Origin of the sequence: Pimelobacter simplex, from assembly GCF_900114845.1 — a bacterium.
Classification (GTDB): domain Bacteria; phylum Actinomycetota; class Actinomycetes; order Propionibacteriales; family Nocardioidaceae; genus Nocardioides; species Nocardioides simplex.
Genome location: NZ_FOUK01000001.1, coordinates 182,673 through 194,722, shown reverse-complemented (window position 1 = coordinate 194,722; position 12,050 = coordinate 182,673). Strand labels below are relative to the sequence as shown.

Below are 12,050 nucleotides of genomic sequence, written 5' to 3'. Positions count from 1 at the left end.
CATCCGCCGCGGGACCGGTCCTCCGTACATCCCGGGATGTACGGAGGACCGGTCCGGGCGCTCAGCGCAGCCGGATCGACTTCGCGGCGGAGGCCGACGGCTTCACGGTCGACGAGCCGGCGTACTGGGCGACGAGGCGGTGCTTGCCCTTGCCGAGCTTGGCCACGACGACGCGGACGACGCCGCGGTGGCCGGCGGTGAGCGTGGCCCGGGCGACGATGCGGCCCCGGCGCGCGAGGTCCCGGACGACGACCTGCCCGGTAGGCGTCTTGCCCGCCCGGACGGTGATGGTCGCCCTGCCCTTCTTGCGGGCCGCCACCTGGTAGCTCGCGCTGGTGGTCGAGGCGACCTTCGCCACGACACCGCCACCCGTCCCACCGGTGGCGGCCGCGAAGAGCGGCACGTACGGCGTCACGTAGGTCTTGTTGCCGCCGTGCCCGTTCACCTTGAACGCGACCTGCAGGTGGTCACCGGAGCTCGCGACCGCGCACGGCCGGGTGCCGGCGGTCCGCTCCGGGCAGCTGGGCGCGGGCGTCGCCGTCCCCTTGAGGGCGCGCTTGGCGACGACCGGGACCTGGAACTCGAAGATCTGACCGCGCTCCAGCGTGATCGCCCGGCCGTTCACCGAGGCGATCGCGATGCCGCCGTTCGGGCCCCGGGTCAGCTGGACCGGGTCGGTCGAGAAGGTGGGCGTCGGGTCGTCGATCTCGTTGATGCCCCACTTGACCGGCTCGTCGGGGTAGCCGAACGCCGTCTCGTCGAAGAGCAGCTCGGGCAGGACGGCCACCCCGCTGCTGCACGGCAGCCCGACCAGCCCGATGTAGCCGTGCAGGAGGAACGGCTCACCGACCTTGGGGACCTGGCCGGTCGGCGACCACCAGCCGGTGTTCGCGGTGACACCGGTGGCGGGGAGGCGGGTCGCGCAGTCGAGGATCGTGTCGGACTGGCTGCTGCCGTCCTGCCACTCCCCCGCGGCGTGCGCGGGGGACGCGAAGGCCACCAGGAAGGCGGTGAGGAGGGACGCCGCGACGGCGAGGGGGGAGATTCTGCGTCGGTCTCGTGAGGTCATGCGGCGGACGCTAGGAGGCCGTCCGTCCCGGCACCGACGGCCGTTGTCCCTCGTCGTGTCCCTGCGATGTCCCGGTTCTGTCCTGGGCCGGCAGCAGGACGGTCGCCGTCATCCGGTCGTCGTGCGTGCAGGCCACCGGCTGGGGGTGTCCGTACGCGTGGTGGACCCCGTCGTGGCAGAGCCGCAGCTCGCCGCCGGCCCGGGTCACGACGGCTTCGACGAGGGCGAGGCCCAGTCCGGCTCCAGGCCGGGAGCGGGCCTCCTCGGCGCGGGCGAAGCGCTTCGTCGCGGTGCCCAGGAGGTCGGCGGGCATGCCGGAGCCGGTGTCCGCGACCGTGATGCGGGCGAGGCCGGGCGCCGGCCGGTCGACGACGACCTCGACCGGAGGGCTTCCGTGCGCGTCGGCGTTCGCGAGGAGGTTGGTGACGAGACGCTCGATGTCGAGCTCGTCGAGCATGACCGGCACTCCGGTGGCGGGGACCTCCAGGACGAGGTCACCGGCCCGCGCCGGCTCGACGAGCCGCCGCCGGTCGACGAGCCGGGAGGTCACCGCGGCCAGGTCTCCGCTCGCCGCACCTGCCTGGGCGGCGGCGCCGAGCGCCAGCAGCTGGTCGGCGAGCCGGGCCAGCCGGGCCAGGTCGATCTCCAGCTCGGCGAGCACGTGCTCGTGCTCCTCGGGAGTGCGGCGACGGCGGCGGGCGAGCTGGATCCGCCCGGTCAGCAAGGTGATCGGCGTGCGCAGCTCGTGGCTCGCCTCGTTGACGAACTGCCGCTCCCGGTCGAGCGCGCGCTCGAGGGCGGCGAGCATGTCGTTGAAGGTGTGCCCGAGCCGGGTGACCTCGTCGTCGCGCCCCGGAGGGACGTCGAGGCGCAGGTCGGTGGCGCCGGCCGCGATCGCCGCGGCCTGCTGCCGGTAGCGCTCGACCGGCCGCAGTGCGGCCCGCGCGAGCCGGTCACCGACGAAGGCGGTGACGAGCAGCGTGCCGAGACCGGCGAGGACCAGCTGCAGCACCAGCTCCCGCAGCGCCTCGTCCCGGTGGTCGCGGCGTGCGCCGACGAGGAGGTGGGCGCCCTGCGGACCCGCGGCGACGATGCGCACGCGGTAGGGCTGGCGGGCCGCCGGCAGGAGGTCGCCGACGTTGACGGTGCGCGCCGTCGTACCGCGCCCGGGGTCGACCATCGGCTCGGCTCCGGCCGGTCCGCCGCGGTCGAGGACGGCGCCGTCGGCGCCGACCACCTGCCAGGCCACCCCGGTCGCCTCGGCCGTCTCGCGGTTCGTCACCGCCCCCGAGGCGCCGATGAGCGGGTCGATGGTGCCCACCGCCTGCGCGAGCTCGGCGTCGAGATCGGCATCGAGGGCGTACTCCACCCGCCAGTAGACGAAGGCGCCGGCCGCGAGCAGCACGACGAACGTGGCGACCGAGAAGCCCGCGACCAGGCGCACGCGGAGCGGGAGCCCGGTGGTCACGGCGGGGCCGGGTCGAGCCGGTAGCCGACACCGCGCAGGGTGCTGATCGTCTGGGTGCCGAACGGCCGGTCGATCTTCGACCGGATCGCTGCCAGGTGCACGTCGATCACGTTGCTGCGCAGGTCGGTCTCGCCGTCCCAGACCTCGTCGAGGATGGTCAGCCGGGTGACGACCTGACCGGCATGCCCGGCGAGCAGGTGCAGGATGTCGAACTCGCGGGCCGAGAGCGCGATCTCCTGGCCGCTCCGGGTCACCCGTCGGGCGACCGGGTCGACGACGAGGTCGCCGACCTGGACCGGCACCGCGCCGGCGAAGGTGCTGCGGCGGTAGAGCGCACGCAGGCGGGCCAGCAGCTCGTCGAGGTCGAACGGCTTCGGGAGGTAGTCGTCGGCGCCGGCGTCGAGCCCGTCGATGCGGTCGCGGACGTCGCTGCGCGCGGTCAGCATCAGGATCGGCGTCGCCAGGCCGATCCCGCGCAGCTGGCGCGCGACGCTGACGCCGTCCTTGCCGGGCAGCATCCAGTCGAGCAGCGCGACGTCGTAGGTCGTGCCGGCGAGCAGCCGGGCGTAGGCGGTCTGCCCGTCGTGGACGACGTCGACCTGCCACCCCGCCTCGGCCAGGGACTCGCGCAGCAGGTCGGCCAACCGCACGTCGTCCTCCGCGACGAGGATCCTCACGCGTCCACCGTAGTCCTGCGTCGCCGGCCCCGGAGGGCGTGCCACGCCAGCAGCAGGACGACCACGGCCGCGGTGGCGACGAGGCCGGCGGTCGAGACGAGGTGCGCCACGTGCTGCCAGCTCGCACCGGCGAGGTAGCCGGCGGCGACCATCGCTCCGCCCCACAGCACGGCGCCGAGGACGTTGAAGAGAGCGAAGCGGCGGTACGGCATCCGGCCCATGCCGGCCAGGCCGGGCACCAGGACGCGGAGGGCCACGGTGAACCGGCCGAGCAGGACGGTCCAGCCACCACGGGTGGACAACGCGTGCTCGGCCCGGTCGAGCCGGACGGGCCGGACGAAGCGGCCGAGCACGGAGTCGAGGATCCGCCGACCCCAGCGACGCCCGACGACGTACCCGATCGCGTCGCCGCTGATCGCGCCGCCGATGCCGGCCGCGGCGACGGCCACCACCGGCAGGTGACCCTGACCCGCGACCACGCCCCCGAGGAGCAGCGCGAGCCAGCCCGGGACGGACAGCAGGTGCTCGACGAACGTGGTCATGGTCCCGACGCTAGGCAGGCGCGGATGAAGGGCTGGTGAAGGGCGGCCTCACGGCACCGCCCCCACCTCACACCAGCAGCGTCATCGGTCGCTCGAGCGCCTCCACCAGGGACGCCATCCAGCGAGCGGCGAGGGCGCCGTCGATCGCCCGGTGGTCGACCGAGAGGACCAGCCGCAGCACGGTGCGGATCTCGATCCGCTGCTCCCCGGGCTCGCCCTCCACGACCGGCTCGGGGCGCGCGGCGCCGACGGCGAGGATCGCGGAGTGGGGCGGGTTGATGATCGCGGAGAACTCCTCGACGCCGTACATGCCGAGGTTGGTCACCGTGATCGTGCCGCCTTCGAGGTCACGCTGCTGCAGGCGGCCCGCGTTGGCCTGCCCGACGTAGTCGCCCACCTGGCGCGCGAGGCCCGACAGGGAGAGCTGGTCGACCCCGCGCACGACCGGCGTGACCAGGCCGCGCTCGGACGCCACCGCGACGGCCACGTCCACCGACGTGTGCTGCACCATCCCCTCCTCGGACCACACGACGTTGGCCTCGGGCACCGCGCGGTGGGCCACCGCGACGGCGCGGAGCACGAGGTCGTTGACCGACACCCGGACCGGTGCGTGCTCGTTGACCTGCGCCCGGAGGGCGAGGAGGTCGTCGATCCGGGCGCTCCGGGTGAGGTAGAAGTGGGGGATCTCCTGCTTGGCCTGCGTGAGCCGCGCGGCCACGGACCGGCGGAGCCGGCTGTGCGGCTCGATCGACAGCCCGGACGCGGGCGCCGCCGGTGCCACCGCCGCTGCTGCCGGTGCCGGTGCCGGTGCCGGTACGGGCGCGGAGGTCGTGGTCGCTGCCGGAGCCGGAGCCGGAGCCCGGTCGGCGAGCGCGCGCTCGACGTCGCGCTTGCGGACCCGGCCGCGCGGACCGGTCCCGGTGATGTCGGCCAGGTCGAGGCCGGCCTCCTCGATCAGGCGCCGGGCCAGCGGGCTGGCGAACCGGCGGGCGCTCTCCGCCGCGGGCTCCACCACCGGTTCCGCCGGCGCCGCGGGCTCCGCGGCGGGCGCGGACACCCCCACCTCCGCGAGCAGCGCGGCCAGCTCCCGGTCGAGGTCGGCCCCGGTCCCCACCAGCATCAGCGGGGCGCCGACGTCGACCCTCTCGCCGACCTGGGCGAGCAGTCCCACCACCACGCCGTCGAACTCGGCCTCGACCTCGACCACGGCCTTGTCGGTCTCCGCCACGGCGATGACGTCGCCGCGGCTCACCTCGGCCCCGGTCGCGACGCTCCACTCGGCCAGCAGCACCTCGGACGCACCTGCCGCCACCTCGGGCACCGACATCAACTGCACCATCTCGAACCTCTCGTCCTTCCTCGTCCGGCCGTCCTGGGCCCGGTCACTCCGCCGCGATGTCGTTCAGTGCTGCCGTCACCTCTTCGGTGCGGGCGATCGCCGCCCGCTCGAGCACCTTGCTGATGCTCGGAGAGGCCTCCGACCCGTGCACCCGCCGCACGGGGGCATCGAGCCAGTCGAAGAGCCGGCGCTGGATCTCGTCCGCGAGCCAGCCGCCGTACGACGTGCCGGCGGCGCCCTGCTCGACGATGAGCACCTGGTTCGTCTTGCGGACGCTCGCCTCGATGGTGTCCCAGTCGAGCGAGGCCCGGTCGAGCCAGCGCAGGTCGATCAGGTCCGCCGAGATCCGGTCGCCGACCTCGTCGAGCGCCTCGAGGCAGTGGCCGACCATGCTGAGGTAGCTGATGATCGTGAGGTCGTCGCCGGTCCGCCGCAGCGCCGCCTTGCCGACCGGGAGGCGGTAGTCGAGGTCGTCCACGGGCCCGGTCCCGGAGGACGCGTAGAGGTCGACGTGCTCGAGCACCACGACCGGGTCGTCGCAGGCCAGCGCCGTGTTCATCAGGCCGACGTAGTCGAACGGGTTGGACGGCGCCACGATGCGCAGCCCGGGGGCCGTGGCGAGCACGCCCGCGGGATCCATCGAGTGCTGGGAGCCGTAGCCGGTGCCCGCGGCGAGCTTGCTGCGCAGCACGAACGGGACGGCGGCCTCGCCCCCGAACATGTGCCGGGCCTTGGCGACCTGGTTGAAGAGCTGGTCGGCCGCGACCCACATGAAGTCGGCGTACATGAACTCCACCACCGGCCGGACCCGGCCGTCGAGCGCCATGCCCCCGGCCAGGCCGGCGAAGGCGTTCTCGCTGATCGGCGTGCCCAGCACGCGGTCCGGGTACGCCGACAGCGCGGCGCGCGTCGCCCCGTTGGTGCCGCCCTTCAGCCCGTCGACGTCCTCACCCAGGACGACGACCGACGGGTCGGTCTCCATCCGGCGGGCCATCACCTCGCTGACGACGTCGATGAACCGCCGCTCCGCGAGCTCGCCGGAGAAGCTCTCCTCCTCCTCGTAGCGGGACCCGGCCAGCTCGCTCAGGTCACCGCGGATGCCGACGTCGACGAAGCCCGGGTCGGGCCAGGCGCTGGCGATGATCCGGCGCTGGCCGGGCTTGCCCTCGGGGTCGGCCTCGAGGAACTGCTCGCCGAGCTCGCGCATCACGGAGCCGACCTCGTCGGCCTGCGCGTCGAGCTCGTCCTGGGTGACCAGCTCGCGACGCAGCACCTCGGCCCGCAGCTGGGCGATCGGGTCCCGCTCGCGCCAGGCCGCCTCCTCCGCCTTGTCGCGGTAGCCGAAGGCGGAGCCCGGGAACGGGCCGTTCTGGTGGAAGTAGCGGTAGACCTCGGCCTCGATGATCGTCGGGCCGTTCCCCGCTCGCATGTGCTCCAGCGCCTCGGTCATCGCGACGTGCACCGCGAGCGGATCCATCCCGTCGACGCGCCACGACGGGATGTTGAACCCGAGCCCGCGACCCGACAGCCGCGGCTCGGCGGTCGCGGCGTCGACGTGGGTCGAGACGGCGTAGAGGTTGTTCTCGATGAAGAAGCAGACGGGCAGCTTCCAGGCGGCGGCGAGGTTGAAGGTCTCGAGGACCGACCCGATGTTGACCGCGCCGTCGCCGAAGTAGGTGACGCTGACGGCGTCGGTGCCGGCGTTGCGCATGGCCCAGCCGAAGCCGGCCGCCTGCGGGACGCCGCCTCCGACGATGGCGTTGGTGCCCATCGCGCCGGCCTCGCGCCACTGGAGGTGCATCGAGCCGCCGCGGCCCCGGCAGAAGCCGTCGGCCAGGCCGCAGATCTCGGCCAGCGTGCGGCGCAGCACCTCGCGCACCTCGCCGGTGACGCGCGGCAGCCCGGTGCCGCCGGCGGGGAGGACGTGCCCGAACGCCTTGGCCAGGAACTGGTGGTGGCCGCGGTGCGAGCCGTTGATCATGTCGTCCGAGCGCAGCGGGAGGATCGAGCCGAGCGCACCGCCCTCCTGGCCGATGCTGGAGTGCGCCGGGCCGTGCACGAGCCCCTGCCCGGCGAGCTCGAGGACGTACTCCTCGAACGTCCGCACCCACTGCATCCGGCCGAGCAGGTCGAGCAGCAGCTGCGGCTCGGCGGCGTCACGGTCGCGCTGGTCGAGCGTCACCTCGACCCACGGTGCGGCCGGCTGGAGACTGACGTGCTTCGGCATGCTGCTGGTTCCCCTCGTCGCGAAAGTGCCTGAATGGATACATTAGAGGAAGAGATTCGGGAATCGCAACGATCTCTAGCGGGGAACTGTCGCGATCGGTCGAGTATATGGATACATTGAACGCATGAGCTCCTCACCTGTGCTGACCGGGCTGCGCCGCGCCGACCACGTCGGCCTGACCGTGCCGGACCTCGACCAGGCGCACCGGTTCCTGGTCGACGTCCTGGGCGCGACCTACCGCTACGCACTCCCCCGGCGTGAGGGCACCGGGGACTGGATGAGCACCCACCTGGGCGTCGACGACCGCGCCGCCATCGCGGAGATCCGCTTCTTCGAGCTCGGCGGGCTGATCCTCGAGGTGTTCGCGTGGGAGGCGCCGGAGCAGCAGCTCGTCCCGCCCCGCAACAGCGACGTGGGCGGTCACCACCTCGCGCTCTACGTCGACGACCTCGATCGCGCCGTCGACGACCTCCGAGCGGCCGGCGTCGAGGTGATGGGCGCCCCCACGGCGAGTGTCGGCGCCCACGAGGGGCAGCGGTGGGTCTACCTGCGCGCACCGTGGGGGCTTCAGCTCGAGCTGGTCTCGTACCCCGCCGGGCGCGCCGTGGACGCCGATCCCGCGCGCTACCGTGCCGACGTCACCCGGCCGTAGTCTCACCTCCCGTGAGCACGACGAGCCAGGTCGCCAGCCAGCGCATCGCCGACGTCCTGGCCGCGCGCATCCTCGACGGCACGCTCGCGCCCGGGAGCCGGATCAAGCAGGACCAGCTCGCCGACGAGCTGTCGACCAGCCGGATCCCGGTCCGCGAGGCGCTCCGCATCCTCGAGACCCGCGGACTGGTCACCCTGCGCGCCAACAGCGGCGCCTGGGTGATGTCGCTGAGCCTGCCGGACCTGGAGATGTCGTACGAGATCCGGGAGCGGATCGAGCCGCTGCTCCTGGCCGACAGCATCCCGCGGCTCACGGACGAGCACGTGGCGCGGATGCGCGAGCTCCAGGCCGAGATCGTCGCCAACGACGACGTCGAGCGGTTCCTGGTCCTCGACCGGGAGTTCCACGAGGTCTCCTACGCGGGCAGCGAGGCCACCCACCTGGCGGGGATGGTCCGCGGCCTGTGGGACACCACGCAGCCCTACCGGCGCGCGTTCGTCCGGCAGGCCGGCACCCAGGAGTCGTGGGTGATCGCGGCCGAGCACGACCTGATCCTCGACGCCGTCGCGCGGCGCGACGTCGACATCGCCACCCGGATGCTGACCGTGCACATCCGCCGCACCCGGCTGGCCCTGCTCGAGCACCCCGAGGTGATCGAGCAGAGCATGGCACCGGCCGGCGGTGCCCCTCAGTCGGTCGAGAGTGCCGCGAGCAGCCGCGGCAGGTGATGCTCGCCGGGGGTCTCGGTGCCGGCCTCGATCCCCAGCGCGATCTCCCGCAGGACGGCGTTCGCCGGCGCGCTCCTGCCCTTCCGGGCCCGTTCGCGCACGACGAGGCCGTTGATCTCCTCGACCTCGCTGCGCCGGCCCTTGACCCAGTCCTGGTGCACGGTGGTGAGCGTCGTCGGGATGGCGTAGTGCTCGTAGACCGCGTCGATCAGCGCGTTGACGTAGGCCTGCGGCCCGTCCTCCGCGCCACCGGTCAGCCCGAACATCGGCAGCGCCCGGTGGCCGAGGTCGAGCGCCGCCTCGAGCGCCTCGACGCCGGCCTCGACCATGAACGCGCGCATCCCGGGCAGGTCGGCGGCCTCGACCATCGGCAGGTCCACGACACCGGCGCTGACCAGCTCGGTGGCGTTGACGACCAGCTTCATCCACTTCGCCGACAGGATGTCGTCGACGACCTCGACGTTGCCGGCCGCGCGGAGGATCTCGGCGACCTCCTCGGCCCGGTCCTGCGGACCGCCGTCGAGGGCGCCGAGCGCGAACCAGGCCGTCTCCTTGGGGGTGTCCCGGTTCACGACGCCGGGCTCGAACATGTTCGACGCCATCTCGATGACGGCGCCGAGCGTGCGCTCCACACCGACGATCGAGGCGATGTCGTCGGCCATCATGCCGTTCTGCAGGCCCACGAGGATGCCGTCCGGCGCGAGCCGCGGCTTGATCAGCTCGGCGGCCCAGCGGGCGTCGTACGCCTTGACCAGCATGAAGACCAGGTCGAAGTCCTCGCGCATCTCGGCGACCTCGCAGAGGTGGTGCGCGCGCACGTCGGTCACCGTCTTCTCGCCCTGGCTCACGACGGTGAGCCCGTTCGCCCGGATCGCCTCGACGTGGGCCGGCCACTGCTCGATGTAGGTGACGTCGTACCCGGCGCGGACGAGGTCGGCGCCGATGCTGGCGCCGTTCGCTCCGGTCCCGAGGACGGCGATGCGTTCGATGCTCATGGGTTCTCCTCCAGCTCGGTGGTGGTCCGGCGCTCGCGCGCCGGGTGATCGGGTTGCCGGGTGACCTCGGCGATCGCGGCCCAGTCGAGGCTCGCCGCCTCGGGGTGCTCGAGAGCCGCGGCGAAGACCTGCTGCAGCACCGGCAGGGACGGGAGGGTCACCCCGGCGTCCTCGGCGACCTCGGCGGCGAGCCCGAGGTCCTTGGCGCCGAGGGGGACGGTGAACCCGGCGGGCTGGTACGCCCGCCGGGCGATCAGCTGCCCGTAGGTGCGGTGCACGACACCGCCGAACAGCGTCGCGCCGAGCAGCTCGGCGAGGTCGTCGGCCGCGACGTCGTGCGCCTCGACGAGCGCGATCGACTCCGCCAGCGCCTGGAGGGCGTGGATGATCTGCAGGTTGACCGCGATCTTCACGACGTTGGCCACCTCGGGCCGGTCCGCGATCGGCCACACCCGCGAGCCGATCGCCTCCAGCATCGGGCGGACCCGCGCCACGACCTCGGGACGGCCGCCGGCGAGGACCTGGAGCCCTCCCGCGGCCGCGACCTCCGGCCGGCCGAGCACTGGTGCCGCCAGGAAGTCCAGGCCGGCCTCGGTGCACCGCCGGTGCAGCTCCCGGCTCGACGACGGGCTGAGCGACGCCATCGAGACGTGCACGCGGCCGGCGGCGCCGGCGAGCGCGCCGGGGGTCAGCACCGCCCGGGCCGCCGCGTCGTCGGCGAGCATCGAGAAGGAGACGTCGGCGGCGAGCGCGGTCGCGGCGTCGGGCGCGACCTCCGCACCCTGGGCCGCCAGCCGGTCGCCGGCCGCCGGGCTGCGGTTCCAGACCCGCACCCGGTAGCCCGCGGCGAGCAGCCGCCCGGCCATCGCCGAGCCCATCGAGCCGAGACCGAGGAAGCCGACCACCCGAGGGTCGCGCTCGGCACTCACGCCTGCGCGCTCCCCCACGGCGTGTTGAGGTGGGACTGCGAGTCGCGCAGGGTCCCGAGCTCGCCACCGACGGTGTAGTACTTGCGCCCGGCGACGATCAGGTCCTCGGCGGGGAACTTCGTGATCACCTGGCAGCCGTCGCGGGTGACCACGACCTCCTCCTCGATGCGTGCGGCCCCGATGCCGTCGGCCGAGGGCCAGTAGGTCTCGAGCGCGAACACCATGCCCTCCTCGAGCACCTCGGGGTGGTCGAGGGAGACCAGGCGCGAGAAGATCGGCTTCTCCCAGATCGAGAGACCGACGCCGTGGCCGTACTGCAGCGCGAAGGCCGCCTCCTCGTCGGGGAAGCCGAACTCCTGGGCGGTCGGCCAGACGCTGACGATGTCCGCCGTCGTCGCACCCGGGCGGACCAGCGCGATCGCGCGGTCCATGTACTCCCGGGCCCGGGTGTAGGCGTCGCGCTGGGCACGGCTGGCCGAGCCGACCGCGAACGTGCGGTAGTAGCAGGTGCGGTAGCCGTTGAAGCTGTGCAGGATGTCGAAGAACGCCGGGTCGCCGGGCCGGATGAGCCGGTCGGAGAACACGTGCGGGTGCGGCGAGCACCGCTCGCCCGAGATCGCGTTGACACCTTCGACGTACTCGGAGCCGAGGTCGTAGAGCGTCTTGGCCACCAGGCCGACGCACTCGTTCTCCCGCACGCCGGGCCGCAGGAAGCGGTAGAGCTCCTCGTAGGCGGCGTCGACCATGGACGCCGCGTGGGTGAGCAGCCCGATCTCGTCGTCGGTCTTGACCCGGCGCGCCTCCATGAAGACCTGCTGGCCGTCGACGACGTCGATGCCCTGCTGCTGCAGGGCGAACAGGATCGGCAGCTCGATGACGTCGACGCCGAGCGGCTGGTCGGCGACCCCGAACTTCTCGAGCTCGCGCTTGATCTTGCGGGCGACGTCCTCGGCCACGCCGGCGTCGGGCGTGAAGGCCCCGCGGAGCGTGGAGATCCCGGCCCGGGCACCCGACTCCAGACGCGGCCGGACGGCGCCGTGGTGGGGCGCGTGCGGGTCGGCGTCGGCCTCGGCGGTCGTGGTGTTCAGCCACGGGTTGTAGAGCGCGTGGTGCTTGGCAGCGGAGCCGAAGTCCCACGAGATCGGGTCGGTCTCGCGGGTGAGCAGCGAGAACCGGATCAGCTTGTCCATCGCCCAGGTGCCGATGTGGGTCGACGTCATGTAGCGGATGTTGGAGAAGTCGAAGGCGAGGATCGCGCCGCAGTCCGACTTCTCGAGCTGCGCCTTCAGCCGCGCGAGCCGCTCGGTGCGCAACCGGTCGAAGTCGATCCGGGCCTCCCAATCGACCGCATTGCTGCCGGTGGTGGCGGTGTTCGACATGAGTTTCCTCCTCGGCCGGTCCGGCCTGTGGGTAGTGGGTGGGTG

General features: G+C 73.1%; 11 protein-coding genes. 2 read left to right on the top strand and 9 right to left on the bottom strand.

The window, feature by feature from the left end; all coding sequences use genetic code 11:
* Nucleotides 1-61: 61 nt before the first annotated feature.
* The 6 genes from BM223_RS00950 to BM223_RS00925 all read right to left on the bottom strand — a co-directional run bounded on the left by BM223_RS00950 (nucleotide 62) and on the right by BM223_RS00925 (nucleotide 7,322).
* Complete coding sequence (locus BM223_RS00950; RefSeq protein WP_038682324.1) at nucleotides 62-1,069, bottom strand: Ig-like domain-containing protein; 1,008 nt, start codon at nucleotides 1,067-1,069, stop codon at nucleotides 62-64.
* 10 nt (nucleotides 1,070-1,079) lie between these two features.
* Entirely contained in the window at nucleotides 1,080-2,537 is a 1,458-nt protein-coding gene (locus BM223_RS00945; protein ID WP_075018435.1) for a sensor histidine kinase, read from the bottom strand.
* A complete protein-coding gene (locus tag BM223_RS00940; protein WP_038682326.1) occupies nucleotides 2,534-3,214 on the bottom strand; it encodes a response regulator transcription factor in 681 nt (226 codons plus the stop codon). Before BM223_RS00940 ends, BM223_RS00945 begins: the two co-directional genes overlap by 4 nt.
* On the bottom strand, nucleotides 3,211-3,756 hold the full coding sequence (locus BM223_RS00935; protein ID WP_038682328.1) for a DedA family protein: 546 nt from the start codon (nucleotides 3,754-3,756) through the stop codon (nucleotides 3,211-3,213). The genes BM223_RS00940 and BM223_RS00935 overlap by 4 nt, the downstream gene beginning before the upstream one ends.
* A gap of 67 nt (nucleotides 3,757-3,823) precedes the next feature.
* Nucleotides 3,824-5,095 (bottom strand): dihydrolipoamide acetyltransferase family protein, encoded by a 1,272-nt coding sequence (locus tag BM223_RS00930; RefSeq protein ID WP_038682330.1) that lies wholly within the window; start codon nucleotides 5,093-5,095, stop codon nucleotides 3,824-3,826.
* Between the two features lie 43 nt (nucleotides 5,096-5,138).
* Nucleotides 5,139-7,322, bottom strand: a complete 2,184-nt coding sequence (locus tag BM223_RS00925; protein ID WP_038682332.1) for an alpha-ketoacid dehydrogenase subunit alpha/beta — start codon at nucleotides 7,320-7,322, stop codon at nucleotides 5,139-5,141.
* Between the two features lie 124 nt (nucleotides 7,323-7,446).
* Between BM223_RS00925 and BM223_RS00920 the strand changes: the two genes are divergently transcribed.
* Together BM223_RS00920 and BM223_RS00915 are read left to right on the top strand one after the other, a co-directional pair.
* Nucleotides 7,447-7,974, top strand: coding sequence for a VOC family protein (locus tag BM223_RS00920; RefSeq protein ID WP_038682334.1), 528 nt, complete (start codon nucleotides 7,447-7,449; stop codon nucleotides 7,972-7,974).
* An 11-nt stretch (nucleotides 7,975-7,985) separates the two neighbouring features.
* Nucleotides 7,986-8,702, top strand: coding sequence for a GntR family transcriptional regulator (locus BM223_RS00915; RefSeq protein ID WP_075018434.1), 717 nt, complete (start codon nucleotides 7,986-7,988; stop codon nucleotides 8,700-8,702).
* Here the strand turns inward: BM223_RS00915 and BM223_RS00910 are convergent.
* Genes BM223_RS00910 through BM223_RS00900 form a run of 3 tightly spaced genes read right to left on the bottom strand, consistent with a single transcriptional unit; the run spans nucleotide 8,663 to nucleotide 12,005 of the window.
* Nucleotides 8,663-9,697, bottom strand: a complete 1,035-nt coding sequence (locus BM223_RS00910) for a ketopantoate reductase family protein (RefSeq protein ID WP_038682337.1) — start codon at nucleotides 9,695-9,697, stop codon at nucleotides 8,663-8,665. The two genes, BM223_RS00915 and BM223_RS00910, sit on opposite strands and share 40 nt — an antisense overlap.
* Complete coding sequence (locus BM223_RS00905) at nucleotides 9,694-10,626, bottom strand: NAD(P)-dependent oxidoreductase (protein ID WP_200887029.1); 933 nt, start codon at nucleotides 10,624-10,626, stop codon at nucleotides 9,694-9,696. The genes BM223_RS00910 and BM223_RS00905 overlap by 4 nt, the downstream gene beginning before the upstream one ends.
* A complete protein-coding gene (locus BM223_RS00900; RefSeq protein WP_038682338.1) occupies nucleotides 10,623-12,005 on the bottom strand; it encodes a M24 family metallopeptidase in 1,383 nt (460 codons plus the stop codon). Before BM223_RS00900 ends, BM223_RS00905 begins: the two co-directional genes overlap by 4 nt.
* Nucleotides 12,006-12,050: the final 45 nt, after the last annotated feature.